16 protein-coding genes and 1 pseudogene are annotated in these 18,146 nt (G+C 43.1%); 2 read left to right on the top strand and 15 right to left on the bottom strand.

Translation table 11 applies throughout. The annotated features are described in order from the left end of the window. Positions 1 to 115: 115 nt before the first annotated feature. Entirely contained in the window at positions 116 to 1,822 is a 1,707-nt protein-coding gene (ilvD, locus tag C4K46_RS10340) for a dihydroxy-acid dehydratase (protein WP_209629177.1), read from the bottom strand. 496 nt (positions 1,823 to 2,318) lie between these two features. On the opposite strand from ilvD, the gene rpmF reads away from it, so the two are divergent. Both rpmF and rpmG read left to right on the top strand, forming a co-directional pair. Next, positions 2,319 to 2,501: a 50S ribosomal protein L32 gene (gene rpmF / locus C4K46_RS10335; RefSeq protein ID WP_209629176.1), complete on the top strand. Its 183-nt coding sequence runs from the start codon at positions 2,319 to 2,321 to the stop codon at positions 2,499 to 2,501. Positions 2,502 to 2,515: 14 nt separating this feature from the next. Then, positions 2,516 to 2,665 (top strand): 50S ribosomal protein L33, encoded by a 150-nt coding sequence (gene rpmG / locus C4K46_RS10330; RefSeq protein ID WP_001265622.1) that lies wholly within the window; start codon positions 2,516 to 2,518, stop codon positions 2,663 to 2,665. A 521-nt stretch (positions 2,666 to 3,186) separates the two neighbouring features. On the opposite strand, the gene C4K46_RS10325 is transcribed toward rpmG, so the two are convergent. The 14 genes and pseudogenes from C4K46_RS10325 to C4K46_RS10260 form a co-directional block, all read right to left on the bottom strand. Continuing rightward, positions 3,187 to 4,467: a restriction endonuclease subunit S gene (locus C4K46_RS10325; RefSeq protein WP_209629175.1), complete on the bottom strand. Its 1,281-nt coding sequence runs from the start codon at positions 4,465 to 4,467 to the stop codon at positions 3,187 to 3,189. Beyond that, positions 4,460 to 6,061 carry an HsdM family class I SAM-dependent methyltransferase gene (locus C4K46_RS10320; protein ID WP_209629174.1) on the bottom strand — a complete coding sequence of 534 codons (1,602 nt, stop codon included), beginning with the start codon at positions 6,059 to 6,061 and terminating at the stop codon, positions 4,460 to 4,462. The genes C4K46_RS10325 and C4K46_RS10320 overlap by 8 nt, the downstream gene beginning before the upstream one ends. Beyond that, positions 6,061 to 9,108 (bottom strand): type I restriction endonuclease, encoded by a 3,048-nt coding sequence (locus C4K46_RS10315; RefSeq protein WP_209629173.1) that lies wholly within the window; start codon positions 9,106 to 9,108, stop codon positions 6,061 to 6,063. The genes C4K46_RS10320 and C4K46_RS10315 overlap by 1 nt, the downstream gene beginning before the upstream one ends. A 104-nt stretch (positions 9,109 to 9,212) precedes the next feature. Further along, a pseudogene (locus C4K46_RS10310) lies at positions 9,213 to 9,509 on the bottom strand (ClbS/DfsB family four-helix bundle protein); the annotation flags it as partial. Positions 9,510 to 9,649: 140 nt separating this feature from the next. Then, on the bottom strand, positions 9,650 to 9,943 hold the full coding sequence (locus C4K46_RS10305) for a hypothetical protein (protein WP_209629172.1): 294 nt from the start codon (positions 9,941 to 9,943) through the stop codon (positions 9,650 to 9,652). A gap of 14 nt (positions 9,944 to 9,957) precedes the next feature. Next, positions 9,958 to 10,362: a hypothetical protein gene (locus tag C4K46_RS10300; RefSeq protein ID WP_209629171.1), complete on the bottom strand. Its 405-nt coding sequence runs from the start codon at positions 10,360 to 10,362 to the stop codon at positions 9,958 to 9,960. Continuing rightward, positions 10,344 to 10,838: a hypothetical protein gene (locus tag C4K46_RS10295; protein ID WP_209629170.1), complete on the bottom strand. Its 495-nt coding sequence runs from the start codon at positions 10,836 to 10,838 to the stop codon at positions 10,344 to 10,346. The genes C4K46_RS10300 and C4K46_RS10295 overlap by 19 nt, the downstream gene beginning before the upstream one ends. A 336-nt stretch (positions 10,839 to 11,174) precedes the next feature. Further along, positions 11,175 to 12,215, bottom strand: coding sequence for an aldose epimerase family protein (locus C4K46_RS10290; RefSeq protein WP_209629168.1), 1,041 nt, complete (start codon positions 12,213 to 12,215; stop codon positions 11,175 to 11,177). Between the two features lie 85 nt (positions 12,216 to 12,300). Next, positions 12,301 to 13,464, bottom strand: coding sequence for an SIS domain-containing protein (locus tag C4K46_RS10285; protein ID WP_209629166.1), 1,164 nt, complete (start codon positions 13,462 to 13,464; stop codon positions 12,301 to 12,303). Positions 13,465 to 13,582: 118 nt separating this feature from the next. After that, entirely contained in the window at positions 13,583 to 13,987 is a 405-nt protein-coding gene (locus C4K46_RS10280; protein ID WP_209629179.1) for a PTS sugar transporter subunit IIA, read from the bottom strand. A gap of 13 nt (positions 13,988 to 14,000) precedes the next feature. After that, entirely contained in the window at positions 14,001 to 14,828 is an 828-nt protein-coding gene (locus C4K46_RS10275) for a PTS system mannose/fructose/sorbose family transporter subunit IID (RefSeq protein WP_209629164.1), read from the bottom strand. Next, positions 14,815 to 15,735, bottom strand: coding sequence for a PTS mannose/fructose/sorbose/N-acetylgalactosamine transporter subunit IIC (locus C4K46_RS10270; RefSeq protein WP_209629162.1), 921 nt, complete (start codon positions 15,733 to 15,735; stop codon positions 14,815 to 14,817). Before C4K46_RS10270 ends, C4K46_RS10275 begins: the two co-directional genes overlap by 14 nt. A gap of 25 nt (positions 15,736 to 15,760) precedes the next feature. Further along, entirely contained in the window at positions 15,761 to 16,237 is a 477-nt protein-coding gene (locus C4K46_RS10265) for a PTS sugar transporter subunit IIB (protein WP_209629160.1), read from the bottom strand. Next, a complete protein-coding gene (locus C4K46_RS10260) occupies positions 16,234 to 18,021 on the bottom strand; it encodes a glycoside hydrolase family 35 protein (protein WP_209629158.1) in 1,788 nt (595 codons plus the stop codon). Before C4K46_RS10260 ends, C4K46_RS10265 begins: the two co-directional genes overlap by 4 nt. Positions 18,022 to 18,146: the final 125 nt, after the last annotated feature.

The following is an 18,146-nucleotide window of genomic DNA, read 5'->3' as shown; positions in this document are numbered from 1 at the left end:
GTGTGGTTACTTACAGTTTACACGATTAGAGGAGTCTATGGGGATTTTTTGTTGCACTTTATTTTACAATCTATCAATTCAAAGAAAGCTTTAGCTTTTTTAGGTCTTGTCTGGCCTATTTTTTACCCGTTTCCTCCGGCTTCCAGAAGTCGGTTACCGCACCCTTGGCAGCGGAAGATACGATATGGGCGTATTTACCGAGAACTCCTCGACTATGGAGTGGAGGGAGCTCGGTTTCTGCTCGACGTTTTTCGATTTCCGCATCAGAAACATGCATGGTAATCTCTCTAGTATCCTGGTCAACGGTGACCATATCTCCTGTATGGAGGTAGGCAATCGGACCACCTACTTGGGCCTCGGGCGCGATATGTCCGACAACCAGACCATAGGTTCCTCCAGAGAAACGACCGTCTGTCAGGAGGGCAACCTTATCCCCCTGTCCCTTACCGACAATGATTGATGAAAGAGACAGCATTTCCGGCATCCCTGGACCACCCTTAGGTCCTACAAAGCGTACCACAACTACATCACCGTCGACAATCTCATCGGCCAGAACGGCATCAATCGCATCTTGCTCGGAGTTAAAGACCTTGGCAGGTCCCGTATGGTTGCGGACCTTAACCCCTGATACCTTGGCAACCGCTCCGTCTGGAGCCAGATTTCCCTTAAGGATGATGAGGGGACCGTCTGCCCGTTTTGGATTTTCAAGCGGCATGATGACCTTTTGACCTGGTGTCAAATCGGCAAATTCTGCCAAGTTTTCAGCCATGGTCTTACCTGTACAGGTAATCCGGTCCCCATGCAGGAAGCCATTGGCCAAGAGATATTTCATAACCGCAGGAACCCCTCCGACCTCATAGAGATCTTGGAAAACGTATTGACCAGATGGTTTCAGGTCGGCCAAGTGAGGAACCCGCTCTTGAATGGTATTAAAGTCATCCAGAGTCAGCTCCACATTAGCTGCGTGGGCAATGGCCAAGAGGTGGAGGGTGGCATTGGTTGAGCCCCCTAGGGCCATAGTGACGGTAATGGCATCTTCAAAGGCTTCTCTGGTCAAGATGTCCGAAGGCTTCAGACCCATTCTGAGCATATTAACAACCGCCCGACCAGCTGCTTCGATATCCTCTTGCTTGTCCTTGGACTCGGCTGGGTGGGAAGAAGAACCCGGTAGACTCAGACCCAGAACCTCGATCGCTGTCGCCATGGTGTTGGCAGTGTACATACCACCACAACCACCAGGGCCAGGGCAGGCATTACACTCAATCCGCCGCACTTCCTCAGCAGTCATATCGCCGTGGTTCCATTTCCCGATACCCTCAAAGACGGAAACCAGGTCAATATCTTTTCCGTCCAGATTTCCTGGTGCAATCGTTCCCCCATAGGCAAAGACCGCAGGAATATCCATATTGGCAATGGCAATCATGGAACCAGGCATATTCTTATCACAGCCACCGATGGCCACAAAGGCATCAACATTATGCCCGCCCATGGCAGCCTCAATCGAATCGGCAATGATGTCACGTGAGGTCAGGGAAAAACGCATCCCCGGTGTTCCCATGGCAATCCCGTCAGCGACGGTAATGGTACCGAATTGAACAGGCCAGGCCCCCTCAGACTGGATTCCTTGCTTGGCTAGCTTACCCAAATCGTGAAGGTGGATATTACAGGGAGTGTTTTCGGCCCAAGTCGAAATAACCCCAACAATAGGAGATTCAAAGTCCTTATCGGTCATTCCGGTCGCCCGCAACATGGCTCGGTTAGGTGACTTAACCATGCTGTCATAGATACTGGACCGATGACGCTTGTCTTTTAAATCAGTCATGATTTTTCCTCTTTCATAGTCGTAGAATTCTTGTCTAGACTTATTATATCACAATTCCCTAGAGCTTTCACTAGGCAAAAATAAATTTTTAGAATATTCTGGATTAAATTGTCAGATTATTCTAGCCCGATAGAGAGCAAGTTGCTTCAGAAACTAGGAAAGTTGGATTGCTTGAGCTCAAGTCCTTCAGCTTTTTCTACCTTCAAAAATCTAGTGAAGCAGCCCTTATAAGACCAGCTAAGCCTAAAGGGCTTTGCAATTTTTTAGGTATTTCCAAACTCTTTTCAATACTACTAGTCATTTATCAGTCCGCGCCCAGATAGTCCTAGCTCTTGGGACCACAAGTCCCGCAAAAATTTAGAAATTCGGCAAAAAAATCTGTCAAGTAACTTTACTTTACAAGCCTTTTGTGTTATCATATTAAAGTTGATGAAAATCAAAGCATAACATTAACTAAATTTGGGCCAGGCCCGAGACTTTATGGAGGAAAAAATAAATGGCAGTACCTGCACGTCGCACATCAAAAGCGAAGAAAAACAAACGTCGTACCCACTACAAAATTACAGCTCCAACTGTAACTTTTGACGAAACTACTGGAGACTACTCACGTTCTCACCGCGTATCCCTCAAAGGATACTACAAGGGACGTAAGATTGCTAAAGCTAAGGCAGCTGAATAAGGAAGGGAGAGACCATGCGCGTAAATATTACACTTGAACACAAAGAATCTGGTGAACGCTTGTACCTAACTTCTAAAAACAAACGTAACACTCCAGACCGTCTTCAACTGAAGAAATACTCACCAAAATTGCGTAAACATGTTGTGTTTACTGAGGTGAAATAATATCATTACCCAGTGGATAATGATAGCCTGAGCTTTAAAGGTTAAAGCGAGGGAAATTAGAAAAACAGTCCTAGGCTGTTTTTTTATATAATAATCGCCCAGAAACCTTGATTTCTGGGCGGTTATTTTTCAGTATGTCCCCTCTTTGACAAAAAAAAATAAATGGAGTATAATGAGGTCATAAAGATGGGGTTCATTAGAACACCAAAGCCCTTAACTACTGCAATAGTTAAGGGCTTTTTTACGTTCTATGAAAGATTAACGGGTGTTTTTAGGCTGACAATACTACTTGTCCTTGCCGTCCAGCCATTTGCAGAGGTAATAGAGGACAAGACCTGCTAAAACATTTGCCACAACAGCAAGTAAGAGCTCAAAGATGGAATTCATTAACAAACACCTCCATTCCAGCAAAAAACTTGCTTTCAGGTAAGCATTGCCCAATTATTATACCACAACTAAAGCTTCTGCGGCTGTTAAAAGGACGATAAATTTAAAACGCACTCAATTTTTAGAAGTGCATTTTATAATTCTTCCCGAACTTCCGACTCACTTCTCAATTTAACCTGTCCATTCATAAGCAGGGGCAGAAGCCAGTCGCGGAGGTTGATGAGAGATTCATTTTGCTTTTGAATATTTCGAATTCCTTCAAAGTAAGTATCCATTATCCGAGAAAAACTTTTAACTATTTCTTTATTTGGAATAACAATAACCATTTGTGACAAAGTAGCTTGGGAAATATTTTTCATAATAGTTCCAGACGAACTATTGCTCATCAATAATTCTAAATCTTTTAAGTAGAAAAATACATAATCCAATAAAAACTTTTCGCTCAGTGTTACCCCAATAATAAAGCCTGAATAGATGACCTTTCCTCTAATGTTTGTAACCATCCTAGTTGCACCAGGAACACCACTACGTGTTATTAAAATCATAGATTCATCAACTAAATAATTATTGACCTGATTGTCAGACAACTTAACAGAATCTAATTCGTCAGCATCAATAAAGATAGTTGACGAGGACACATTACGCACATTCACAATTTTTGTTTTTGAATCTCCAGATGATCCTTTTTCATAGTTAATGCCGTTTTTAAAACTGCTAATATCAGAGAGCTTCTCCACTCCCCATCCTTGGGGGATTTCTCTTTTTAGTTCCTCGTTATAAACCATCTTGCCACCAGAGGATTTATAGGGCTTGCCATGCTCATCAGGAAAATCAAACTGCACAAACCAATAATCGTAGAGCGTTTTGGCCATGGACTCCAGTTGGGAGTTGATTTTGTTGTTGGTTTGGATTTTTTCTTCTAGTTTAGACAATACAGCAACTACAACATCTTGCTGTTCTCTGTCAGGTAACAATATTGGACATTCAGAAAATGTTTTAGCATTGATATTCCCTCTTGTACTTCCATTTGATAGATTCTCAACCCAAGCTCTATACTCTTTTCCTAATGTATAATATTTTAGGTATTTTGGATTAACTCTTTTAGGGTCTAAACTAAATTTTATCAAGAAGCCTGCATAAGCCATTTTACCATTTTTCTCTTCATGGTAATATGTCCTACCAGTAGAGTTTCCAGTTCGGGCAAATACAATATCTCCCTCCTTTAAAAGATATTTTTCAATATTTTCGGATGAAACGGATTTTTTATCAAAATCTAAGATATTCCCGTAATCATCAATATCCGATATCCTTAAATATCTAACTTTATCTTCTGAAAATTCTTCTGCAGAAGCAGGGATTCCATATTTACCAACTCCATTTTCAAAACACAAATCTTTAAGTTGAACCCTACTCATACTTCAACCCTTTCAACTGTTCCATGATTTCCTCTTCCAGTGCATGTGATTCTTGGAAGAGCTGGGCTAGGGTCTCTTGATAACCGTCCATTTTGGCTGCAAACTCTTCTGCACTAATATCCACATAGTCAATCTTTATTTCAAAATATTGGCCAGCTGAAAGACTGTAGTTTTTCTTTTCAATCTCCTCATAGCTCACAAGTACGGAAAAATCATCCACTTTTTCCTTAGAGACAAAGGTGGTAATGATTTGCTCCTCTTCTTCATCCGTTAGAACAGTTTTCTGGTTATTTCCTTCTTTGACCTTCTTACCAAGACTTGAGGCATCAATCAGAACCACATCTTCCTTGTTCTCCTTGTCAATAAAGAGGATAGAAACATTGGTTCCAGTCGTCGCGAAGATATTAGATGGCATAGAGACCACACCTGCCAACATTTGATTGTCAACCAAGTGCTGGCGGATTTTCTTATCAATCCCTGATTGAGCTGTGATAAAGCCTGTCGGTACCACTACTGCCGCTTTACCAGTATCGTTTAAAGAATAAATGATATGCTGGAGAAAGAGCTGATAGATAGCCATCTTGTCTTTCGACTTTGCAGGCTTTTTGGGAATTCCCGCAAAGAAACGTTGCTTATTTTCAGGAGTATCAACGCTGTCCCGCCAATCGGAAAAGTTCAGCTTAAATGGTGGGTTAGATACGATATAGTCCATCTTTTCAGGATGACGGTTATTGGTAATTGTATTTCCTTGGACAATGTTATGAATGGAGTGGCTCAAGTTATTCAGGATTAAATTGAGACGCAGAAGGTTTGATGATTTTTGTGATATATCTTGGCTGTAGACCGTCACCTTGTCATGCCCAATCTGACTGCCTAGATTCATTAACAAGGTTCCCGACCCAGCAGATGGGTCGTAGATTTTCACATTCTGCGGCTGATCCCTACCAACTAAGATACGGGCGATAATTTTAGCTACCGAATGAGGTGTGTAGTACTCAGCGTACTTTCCACCGCCATCTTTATTGTAGTCTTTAATCATATACTCAAAGATAGTTGAGAAAAAGTCAAAACCTTGATTAAAAACATGATCGTCAAACTTGGCCTCAGCCAATTTTGAAATGAGTTTTCGGGCTACATCATTACGCTGAGCAGGGTCACTGACAATATCCGCTATCAAGTGCTCGGAAAAAAGGCGAATAAAGGTATTCCCTGCCGTATGGACAGAGTAAATCTCATTATTTGTAATCGAGATATCATTCAACGTTTTATCAAATGTCTCGTAGAAGTCCTTCTCATTTTGTCTTTCAAAAAGCGATTGGATAAGTTGGTTTGGTCTTAACGTAGCCGCACTATTTCCCATATCCATCAGCAAAAACGTATAATCATCATTAGGCAAATTCGCCAAGGTCTTGGCGTCGTATTTAGGATTGATTTTCTTAGCTTCGTATAAAAATTTATCATTCAAAAATTTATAAAGAAAAGCTTGAGTGACAAGGTTATATTCCCCCGCTTCACCTCCCAGTCCTGCATGGGTAGAGATTGATTTAATACTATCTACCATGGACATGACAGTTGTTTTATAATCTGTTGTCATTAGTTTTGTAATTCTCCTATATATTCATCTTTCAATCGGTCTGAAAGATTTTTTATAACATCTACCGTTAGCTTACAATCCATTTCTTTCATGGACTCTCTAGCGATTTTGATAACTTCTTTGAGGAAGTACTCTTCATTTTGGAGCAAGCCTTCATTTTGGAAAACTTTTAAATCAATAGAAGGTTTCATACGCTGCAAAATCTGTAAAATTTCTCTATCTGCTAGAGGACTTTGAGAGTTTGTCTCACGTTTGTAGACTCTAGCATACTTTTCATCGTCAACAAATTTATGGAGCAGCAAGTTATCTTTTCTGTTGTGTTCTTTGGCTTTTGACCAAATTTCTTCCACTTCTTTAGAGACCTTATTTAAGTTTGATACACTCGCCTCTGTGATGTTTTGCTTGTGCAAAATACGTTGGAACTCCTCATAAATAGATAGCCATTTAGGGTCACTGTGGTCAAAATTACGATTTAACTCCGTTGCTGCTTTTCTAATCATATCAGCAAGGGAATTGGAAGCTAATTCTAATTCTTCCGTGTCGCCTTTTTTAAATAAAAATTCCGTTTGACTCATGGCTAAATTGAGAACCTGCTCAGCGGAAACATCATCTGCCTTTGCCAATAGACTTAGGGTTTGAAGGCGCATTTCTACTATAGATTGTAATTGAGTTATGCGACTAATATCAATCTTTGCGAGTATATCTTTGTGCTCTAATAGTCTAGCTACATTATAGTATTCTTTAATCGATTGTAGGGCTTTTCGTAGTTCAATTAAGGTTTTCCGGTCAGTTATCTCAGAAACTTCTTGAGCAAAGTATTCAAGGTTATCGGTTGTGTAAACTTCAATGATAGACTGAGCTTCTGATAATCGTTGTTCAATTTCTTCATTTGAAATAAAGATAGAGCCAAAGGCATTCTCTGCTTCATCTTTACCGACACTGACACTATACTCCTTGCTCAATTCTTCAAAGTAGGCTTGGTTGGTCTTATCAAATTCTTGGGTGATATTGGCAAAATCAACAACATAGCCCACTCTAAAACCCTTGTAAGGGCGATTCACACGAGTGAGGGTTTGCAAAAGGTTGTGTGCTTTTACTTGACGAGCAAGATATAATTTCTTTAATCGTGGTGCATCAAATCCAGTAAGCAGCATATTATAAACAAAGAGAATATCGACATGTCCGTTTTTATATGATTTTACTGCCTCTTTCCGAGTCTCTTTGTCATCTTCATTGCTTAATATAAGTGAACCATTTAGGTTTGGATAGTTTTTCTTAAACTGTTTAAATAATTCTCGTGCCTGATTAGAAGAATCTGCCACAACCATGGCACCAATAGAATCGTCAGCATAGGCAATGCGGGATTCTTCAAAATCCTTGACAATATAATCAAGCATTTTGGCTACATAGTTAGGATGAGAGAACATCATTTTTTTATTTAGGGTTCCTTGCTTTACTTCTTTTTCTAAACTATGCAGTGCTTCTTGAAGGAATTTACTGTATTCGGTGGTGACTTCTTCTCGAATCAATCTCAACGTATAACCATCCGCAATTGATTGATTGTAGTAATACTTATGGATATAATCTCCAAAGATGTCTCTGGTAGTTTGTCTATCCTGCTTTTCCCCATCTTTGCCCTTTTTATAGGCAATAATAGGAGTACCAGTAAGTGCAATTTTGATTGCATTTGGATCTGCTTGGTAGAGATTCGGAAGGAAGGAGCCCTTTATATTGTATGAGCGGTGAGCCTCATCAATAAAATAGATATTTTGAATATTGACATCATACCCAGAACGGTCAGTAAAATCAGTTTCCGAATCAAATTTTTGAATATTAACAACTGCAATATTTTCATCAAAAGGTTTATTTAATTCTGATCTTCGATTGATTAGTTTTACCGTTAGGCCGCGTTTTACAAATTCATCCTTCGCTTGTGTCGCTAGGTCGAGTCTATCTACAATGAAAAAGAAACGTGTCACAATTTTTTCTTGAGCGAAGTAGTCCTTAAGAACAGCATTATTAAAATAAGTTAGCGCTGTCTTCCCTGAACCCTGCGTATGCCAAATAACCCCCTTCTTACCACCATTTGCTATCATCTTTTTGATAGCCTGAGTAGCAAAATACTGTGGGTATCTCATGACATGTTTTTGAAGTTGGACAGTCGCATTTTCATCCGTCTCGGTCACATAAACAATGCCATATCTTAGAAAGAAACATAGTCGATCTAGTTTATACATTGATGTAAGGAAACGATTTGTAGGTGTATTCGATTCACAATTCAATTTAAATTCAGCTTTATTCTTATAACTATGACGATTATGATCTGCAAGAATTTCAAATTCTTTTTCAGGGTCTAAAGGAGAAACTGCTACGTCACAAGATGCAAAATCTTCTTCTCGAAAAGCATTGTACTTTGTCTTTTTTATACCCGTTGAAGAATAATAAGAGCCTTGATACTGTGCTCCTCGGGTATCATCATATTCATGATTATCAGAAAATGTAATCAGTTGAGTAATGTTGATAAATTTTCTAAATTTCCGATTTTGGAAGCGTTCTTCCATACGCCTAAATTCAGATTGAATACCCGTTTTTCCGTCTCGAATAACTTCTGGTTGCTTCACTTCAATGAATGATAGAGGGAGCCCATTTATAAAAATAGTGATATCTGGGCGAAATTCTTCATTACCATTGATACAAGGAACTTCAACCCCAAACTCAAAAGAATTATTTTCAAAATTTTGCCAATCAATCAGTTGGTAGCCTTTTTTTCCTTGAAGTCGCTCAAAAAAACTTCGGCCAAGATCTTCCTGTCCTAGCTCAACTTTAATATTTTTTAAAATATTTTCAAAATCCTCTTCACTAAAACTTGGATTGAGCGATAAAAATGCAGCCTTAAATCGAGCGATAAGAATATTCGTTTCATCATCAATCTCGGCTTTAATATCGCTTTTCTTAATATAGTTGTAGCCTAATCGAGTCAGATGAACAGCTGCAGGAAGCTGAACTCTTGTTAATTCATTATGTTCTGTTTTAACTCTTCTACTCACCGAAACATTCTCCTCTTTTTAAGTTCATCTCTAATCATTATACCACTTATTATTTCTTTTTTATATTCAAACATGCTCTGAGCGCTTGAAAATAGTAAATGTTTTCAACAGTCAATTCCCTCTATCTTCTTCCATTTTCTGATTTTGGTTCGGAAGGTGCCAAAGGGGGCAACGGTGTTGATATGGATGAATTTATAGACTGTCTAGACGGCGGTTTTGGTTGCGCCATCCGCCCATCTCCGCATGTGGGGTTGAAAGAGTTCCTCCTCGCTCATATTGTCAATCATCTGATACAGTTCTTGGATATTGCTGTCTAAGGTCCTTTTTAATTCCTGCAAAGACAAGTGAGCATAGCTGTCTGTAAAGTACTGGTAGAGCTGTCCTAGTTGGTTCCACTTGTAGTTAGTCAAAATCGCTAAAGAGAAATCTAGAGCACACGCAAAAGCGGCTAAACAGTCAAAAGCCAACTAATCGCTCTGCCCTTTTCCAATACATAAACAAAGAAAAAAGCCTAATCAAATGGGACTGATTAGGATCTTTCTTAGATTTCATCATAAGCCGAGCTTTTCTTTTCGATGGTTTCTTGGATTTTTGTTGACCAGGTACCGCGAATGGCTGTATCTAGCTGGCTAGATACGGTCACAAGGCTGCCCTTGGTCGATGTGGCTGTTTTCGTGATTTTTTCTTCTAAATTACTGGCTATATGACTAGCCTGCCTTAACTTTACTGGGGCGAAAACCTGCTGAATCAGGGAGCGTTCCAAGTCCTTTTCAATCTTGGTGTAAGTATCCACCGCCCCTGAGAGGAAATCACCGATATCTTCATGCAATGACATGATTGACCTCCCTCTTAACCTTTTTCATCTTCGAGTTTTTGTCGCAGCTTGTAGTCGGCCTCTAGAGCCTGACTGAGGCGCCCGTGGTCTGCCTTAAACTGCTGTTCCAACTCTTCATCCCTTTTATCTAGTTTTTGACAGTAGTCCATAAAGGTGGTTTCTGTCACTTCTAGATAAGTCGTAATTTCCCTATTTAATAAGCTAAATTCTGCATCTGTATCCATATCCAAATGTTTGAGCTGGTGGAGGGCAATATCATACTTGCTCTCAATCATCCGTCTGAGGTCGCGTTGCCTGACATCTAGCTCATTGTATTGGTCTTCCAGGTTTTTTTTGTCTGAATGGTACTGATCTTCTAACTTTTCTAGGGCTAATTTCTTTTTCAAAATTTCTGACTGAACTAAGTCAAATTTTTCCATTCCCTAAACTCCCTTGCTAACTCCTGATCGGCTTCTAGCTGTTGGTCAATTCCCTCTTTGATTTGTGATTCCAAATCAGTGAAGGTCTGGGCCAAGTCACCAGATTTATCGATTTTTTGTTGAAAATAAGCTTCAATCGGACTGACAATTGACGAATGATCGACTCCTGCCTCTTGATAGACTGCTTCTAGTTCATCAGGACTGAGTGCAAAGCCCCAGGGAACTTCTCTTGTGCTAGCTAGGAGGGCTTCTGCCTCCCCAATGGCCGCTTGCTTGTCGGTCTTCATAGTGTCTCGACCAGCAGTTGATATTTCACTCAAGCCCTTGGCAATGGTTAGGGCCTGCTCGCTATCCAAGAAAATTTGCTTATGAGCGGTCAAGCCTCCTGCTGCTAGGCGCCCCTTGGTTGTGGTGTAGCCCAGCATATCTGTCTGCACATTTGACAAAGATTTTGCTAAACGGTTTTGTTTCTCCAATTTCCTTCTCCCTTTACCCTCTTTTAATTGTAAATCTTACAATTGCTTGTCCCTTTCCTACACTTATCTTTATCCTAATCAAGCCGGGTCTTTCTGTCCGTACCCTTTCAATTTTTACTGCTGGTCGCAGAAATTAAAAGAGCTGAAACCTTCTTCCATTATAGCATAAAATTAGACAAGTCAGACTTCTAATGTCTTGATTTTTTACTAAAAAATTTAATTTTCATTTTTAGGCTATTTATCTCCCCCAAATAAAAAGACGGCAGAAAGGAGGAACTGCCGTCGGGCTTATAAATGAATGAGTTAAAGTCATTCAATTTATCAAAATAGATAGGCCTAGTCCTTGACGCTAGCATAGTAAAGGGTTCTGCTGGTAAATTCTTGACCCGCTCTGAGAATGACCTGCTGGCTTAAGGGGCCATGAATAGCGTCAGGTAGGGCCTGCGTTTCAAGGGCTAGGCCATTATGAATGCGTGCCGGCTGGCCTGCTAGATAGGTCTGCTGGTCGTAACTATTGGCTGTGTAGACTACAACAGTCGGCCGGTCGGTCTTGAAAATCAGGTAGCGACCCGATCCTGGGTCATAGAGGCTACCTGCCTGTTCAGCACCCATTTCCAAAGCAAAGGGATGGTCTAAGCCATTGACCAAGCGAATTTGCGGATCGGAATGGGCAAAAATATCTGCCAAGGGCTGGCCCTGCTTTACTTCCTCTAGCAGGGACCAGCTGGCATCATAGTTTTTCTCTGGAATAGAGATGTCAGAAAGTGGATAAATCCCTAGCGTATTTAACTGAAAGACGGTCGAGTCAATGCTTTGTCCGGCATCAGCTGCTAGATTAAAATAGCTGTGATTGGTCGGATTGACCAAGGTATCTTGGTCTGTCTGTACTTGGTAGGAAATTTCTAACTCGCCGATTTCAGTCAAATAGTAGGAAATCCAGACTTTCAACCTACCTGGAAAGCCCCCCGTTTGAGAGGGGCGTTCGGTGTAGAAGGTCAGGCCTTGCTGGTCTATTTCTTCTAGTTTGAAGAGGGTCTGATCCCAACCGCTTTTTCCGCTATGGTTGGTATTGCTGCCATTATTGGCTTCTAGCTGGTAGGTTTGGCCATTTAACTCAAAGGAGGCCCCAGCGATTCGTCCTGCTACTGGACCAATACTGGCCCCAAACTTGGGGCTATTGTCTATATACTCTTCAAATCTATCAAAGGCCAGGACAATATTTCCTATCTGTCCTTGTCTATCTGGACTACTGTATTCCAAAATGGTTGCTCCGTAGTCCATCACCGCTAGGCGATAGCCCAGGTCATTTTCAAAATGATAGCTGAAAACTTCCTGACCATCCAAGTGACCAAAAATCTTTTTTTGGTAGGCTTTCATCTCTGCTCCTTCTGATTTTTTCATCCTTGAGGCTTTAGCACTAGGTAACTTGCTTGGCTTGTAGGGTGAATCAAGCAAGCTCTAGCTAGGGCTCAAAGGGGTGGACAAGGACTCCTTGAACGACCCGATTGACAGTCCCCGTCGGTGAAGGGGTATCTGGTCTATTTCCTAGCTTGATGGCGGTCAAAAGGGCCAAGAGCTGGGCGTAGACCAGATAAGGAAAGGCTAGGTAGATGTCATCTGTCGGCTGACCTCCTAGCACTAGCTGGTCAACCTGTTCCAAGTCTTCCTTGGTCTGGGTCGCAAGGACCAGACCGCGGGCAATGCCGTCTCCAGCTAGCTCGCGCACCAAATCCAAATCATAGAGCTTGGTATAGGGATTGCTAGAACCAAAGACGATAACTAGGCTATCGCTATCAACCAGGGACTTGGGACCATGCCGAAAGCCTAGAGGACTCTCATACATGGTCGCAATCTGACCGGCAGTCAACTCCAGAACCTTGAGCTGGGCTTCATGGGCCAGGCCAAAGAAGGGACCCGCTCCCAGATAGATGACCCGCTTAAAGTCCTTTTGGAGCAGACTTGCAAGCTGATCAAGCCCATCGAAAACCGCTGTCGTCAGCTTAAGGAGGCCTGTGAATTTATCTGTTTTTACAGATAAATCAGCCGGATCAAAGACCAAGAGGGCCGTCAGGAGCATGGAGCTAAAACTGCTAGTCATGGCAAAGCCGGCGTCGTTAGAAGCGGCTGGTTGCAATAAGAGCAGATTGCGCTCGTCTCCCCTAGCCTGCAAGGCCAACTGGCCTTGCTCTGCACAGGTAATTGTAATTTGGTAGAGATTATCGACCAACTGCTTAGCCAGATCCACACAGGCCACACTCTCTGGTGAATTACCGCTGCGGGCAAAGGAAACCAAAATGGTTGTGATTTCTCTTTTCAGATAGGTCAGGGGGCGGGCTAAAATATCGGTCGTTGCCACCGAATAGAAGTCCCAGGGCTGGTCCTGACTGACCTCTCTTAAATGAGGTAGCAAGGTATCTCCCACATAGGCAGAAGTGCCTGCCCCGGTAAAAATAACCCGAACAGGGCGAGCCTGACTGCTAATGGCTACTAAAAACTGCTCTATCTGCTCCTTTTTTTTCTGGTAATTGGCAAAGGCTTGCTGCCAGACCTGCGGTTGCTGGTAGATTTCTCTTGTCGTAATGTCAGCTCCTAGGGCCTCTAGGTCTTGCTGAGAATAATCAAGCATAAGTCTCCTTCTCTTTCTCCATCTAAAGGATTTGGCACTGGCTAATCAAGGCCTGGCTGGGCCTTGCGAGCTGGCTTGCTAACCTGCAAGGCTAGAAAACCTACTTTCCTACCAAATCCTAGTCATCATCGTCAACCAAGAGGCCTGCTAGGAGGTCATTGACTTTGACGATATTTTCTGCGGCTTTTTCCTGATAGTCGGCCTCGACACCGACCAGAGAGGAATTGATAAACTCAATAATCATGGGCATGTTCATGCCAGCATAGAGCTCAATATCCCGCCCTTCCATAATCAAGCGACTAACCACATTACAGGGAGTCCCTCCCAGAAGATCGGCAAAAACTAGGTAATTATCTAGGTTCTCAATGGTTGCCAGGAATTTTTTCTCAAAGTCCTCTGGACCGTCCTCCGGCAAGAGGGCTACGGGATGAATGCTGTCTTGGGGACCCATAATCATCTCCGTACTTTTTTTCAGCTCCTCACAAAAGCGTCCATGGCTGACTAAAATCAACTGTTTGGTCATCATAAGGACTCTCCTAAACGCCTAGAATTGGTGTCTTGAGGAGATGACCCAGGAAGGATACCCCAATGGCAATGGCAATAACCAAGAAGATAGCCTTAGTGGAGTTCATTCCCTTCTTACCCAAGAGCCAGAAAATAAAGGCTGCAAAAAGGGCTGGGAGAATCCGAGGAAAGACAGAGTCCAGAGTGGATTGCAGGTTAAAGTTGACTCCGCCAAAGTTTTGTTCCAGGGTGAACTTAAAGTTAATCATGGTCGCAATCAAGGCTCCCACCATAAAGGTTCCCAGAACCGTTGCTGCATCTGTCAGAGCTGATAATTTGTCCTGCATGGTGGTTACAAGGTTGCTACCTTCCTTATAGGCAAATTCCAGCTGTTTCCAACGAAAGACATTGATTCCCATAGCGACTGCCACCCACAAGAGGATACCGACAAAGCTACCTTCCTTAGCCAGACCAGCTGCTAGACCTCCCATAATGGCAGGAATAGTGGCCCCAAAAATGGCATCTCCAATGGCTGCGAAAGGTCCCATCAGACCAGTTTTCAGTCCGGTTACAGCCTCCTTAGAGGCCACCCCTTCATTTTCCTCAAGGGCTAGGTCAATCCCAGCAATAATCGTATGGAAAAAGTTTGAAGTATTAAAGAATTGGGTATGGGTCTTCATCATTTCCTTGAGTTCAGGAGTTCCGTCTCCATACATCTTGCGTAACTGGGGCAAAATCATATAGAGATAGCTCGACCCCTGCATGCGCTCATAGTTCCAACCCCACTGGAAGGTAAATAAACTCCGGCGATTGATTTGTTTAAAGTCTTCCTTGCTTAATTTATACTTAGAGTTCGTCATCTTCAATCTCCCCACTTTCTGAAGGTGCTGCCGCCGCAGCTACTGGACGGCTGATGGCATTCTTATAACTAATAGCAGCTAGTGCAAAGCCAATCACTGCAATCCCAATCATTGGGAGGCCGTTAAAGGAGCCCGCAAAGGCTGCTAATTTTTCCTTATCGACCAAGTCCTTGACCAGAGGGATACCGTAAAGGGCAGTCACGCCATTGCCCAAAGTAGTCACATAGCCGTACAAGGTGGTTAACATAGCTGTAATCGCAAAGCCTAGACCCAGGTAAGCCAAGTTTTTTTTGACTGGCAGATAGCGAAGCAAGATAGCAAAACCGACACCTGGCAGCATCTTACCGGCCAAGATGAGACCGTCAGCCAACCATTGGGCATTATTCTTAATCCAGTCCGCAAAGGCTTGGACAGCTGGACCACCAAGGGCCAGAGCCAGAAAGACTGGCAGAGCCCGAGAAAGGGCCCAAGGAAGAGCTCCTAGTAGGTAGTTGCGCTCAATGCCCTTGTAATTGAAGTTTTCCACATGCTTATCAATCCTGTGGGCAAAGTAGGTAGTTGAAAAACGACCCAAAACGTCTGTATAGACCAGAAGGGCAGCTACCGGTACGGCAATGGCTGAAATAGCCAACTCAGGGTCAATCCCTGTCGCAATCGAGAAGGCTGTCGCAAGGACCGCTCCTGAAGTCGCGTCAATCCGAGAGGCCCCACCGAAGGTCCCAACACCTAGCACCACCAGTTGGAGACTCCCCCCAATCAAGAGACCAGTGGTCATATTTCCCATCACTAGACCAGTGATAAATCCTGCAAAAACAGGAGAACCAGCTGACGACACGATTGTCAACTCGTCCAAGATTTGATACGCTGAATACAGCGTCAGCAAAAGAATTTGCCACCATTGTATCATAACAATGTCCTCCTAAAATTTTATACTACTTGAGTAATTTCATAAAGTCTTCAACCGGGTCATTAGGCACCATTTGGGCCGTCAATTTGACTCCTTTTTCGGCTAATTGGTGGAAGACTTGAATATCTTGATCGACCACATTGATCGAACGGGTAATGGAGTGAGTCTCTGGTGTCTGGGACATATTGCCCACATTGAGACTATCAAGAGCCACTCCGGCCTCCAGCAAACGTAAGAAGCGGTCTGGTTTTCGAGCCACAATCAATAAACGTTGTGAATCATACTTGCCGGCCAAGATGTTTTCAGCAGCCTTGGCTACTGGTAGCACGCTAAGCTTGACACCAGCTGGTGTCGCTAGCTTTAAGCCACTTTTTTCAATAGGATTTTCTGCTACCTCATCATCAATCACCATGATGCGAGAAATACCTAGCTTAGTGGTCCAGAGATTGGCCACCTGACCATGAATCAAGCGTCCATCGATGCGATTAGCAATAATTGTCATAAATTTTCCCCCCCTATATCCTTAAATATAGGTTTTTTTACTAAGTTTAATTGGGTCTGATATTCGCCCTCCGTCTCAAAAATGACGATACGATTAGAACCTTTTTTCAAGAGGCCATGTGGAATATAAAGCGACAGGGTCGGCCCAACATTCCAAAAACGACCGATGTGAAAACCATTGACAAAGGCAACGCCCTTGCCAAAGCCTGACAGATCCAGATAGCTGTCCTTGCACTCGACAAGCTCAAAGTCATAGGCATAAAAGGCGGGTTGTTGGGCCTGCCATTGCCCTTCAAAGTCAATCTGGTCTGGGTCAATATCTTCTAGAGAATAGTGCTGCCAGTCAAGCAAGAAGTGCAGGTCCTTGCAGACACCAGTCCGAAGACCTTTTTTCTGGGTATCACTCAGGAGCTTGTGGCCATAATTGACCCGCCCCATATTTTCTATCAGAATATCAAGTTGCTGGGACTCCCGAGGCTGACCTGAAACAAAAATGTCCTCGCCAATTTCGGTCTGATACTGGCTGGCCAAGTGTTGACCGTCCACAAAGACCTGGGCCCGGTCCCTACCATCAATCAGTCTGAGACGCTCTTCTGTGGCATCCCATTCAGCCCTTGTCCGATAGAGCAGATAGCCATAAGACTGGCCCAGCTTTTCCATACTCAAGGGATAGAGGCTGGAAACCGGCTGGCTAAGTCTATCTAAGGTGGCAAAGAGACTGACCTTCTGGCTAAGTGGAATGCCCCTCTGCTCCATACTGTCCTTTCTTAAGGGCGTAAGCTGTGGGTATTCTGGAAAACTCTGGGCTAGCATCTCCCTCACCGCCTCATACTTGGCTGTCGGATTGCCCGCTTCATCAAGTAGGGCATCATAGTCATAAGAGGTCACCTGGGGCAGGTCCATTGTCCCCCTGGCCGAGCAGCCATTCATAAAACCAAAGTTGGTCCCCCCATGAAACATATAGAGGTTAATACTGCCTAGCTCTAGGACCTCCTTAACCGCCTGAGCCAACTCCTTGGGGTCCCGCTTAATAATAGGCTCTTTCCAGCGGTTAAACCAGCCGTCCCAAAATTCCATACACATGAGCGGCCATTTTTTCCCATGCTCAGCGAAAAACTCCTGCATCTGGCTGAAATTATAGGCCGCCTTGGAGCCAAAATTACCAGTCACCAAAACGTGGTCCTCAATCAGGGTCCCTGCCCTAAGAGTGGCTCGCCAGGGTCCATCCGAGGTAAAGAGGGGACAGTCTATCCCACCCTCTACTAAGAGGTCCTTAACAGCCCTCAGATAGGCCTTGTCCTCCCCGTAAGAACCATACTCATTTTCCACCTGAATCATGAGAATATTGCCCCCATGCTGAAGCTGGCGGGGAGCAAGACGGGGCAACAACTGCTCATAATAGCCAGCCACCGCTGCTAGATAGGCTGGATCTGACGAGCGCACCCGCATGGGCTCCTCCAAGAGCCAGGCTGGTAAACCACCAAACTCCCATTCCGCGCAAATATAAGGCGAGGGCCGGACAATCGCATACAAGCCCAAATCCTGGGCAATTTGCAAAAAACGCTCGATATCCAGCATCCCCTCAAAGTCAAACTGACCCTTGCGAGGCTCATGCCTGTTCCAGGGAATATAGGTCTCGACCGTATTGAAACCCAAGGCCTTGAGGTTATATAAAGAATGATACCAATCTTCTGGATGAATCCTAAAATAATGGATGGCCCCAGACAAAATCTTAAATGGCTGGTCATCCAAATAGAAGTCATCCTTGATCTCAAATCTTGCCACTTTATCACCTTCTTCTATTTTGAAAACCTTTTCACTAGTTAATATAATAAATTTATTTAAAAATGTCAATAGTTTTTTTCATTTTTTTTAAAATTATGGTAAAATTTTATAGAAAGGGGTATTAA

Origin of the sequence: Streptococcus oricebi (assembly GCF_017883985.1) — a bacterium.
Taxonomy (GTDB): domain Bacteria; phylum Bacillota; class Bacilli; order Lactobacillales; family Streptococcaceae; genus Streptococcus; species Streptococcus oricebi.
The sequence above is the reverse complement of the archived record's forward strand: the minus strand, read 5'-3'. Positions and strand labels throughout refer to the sequence as shown.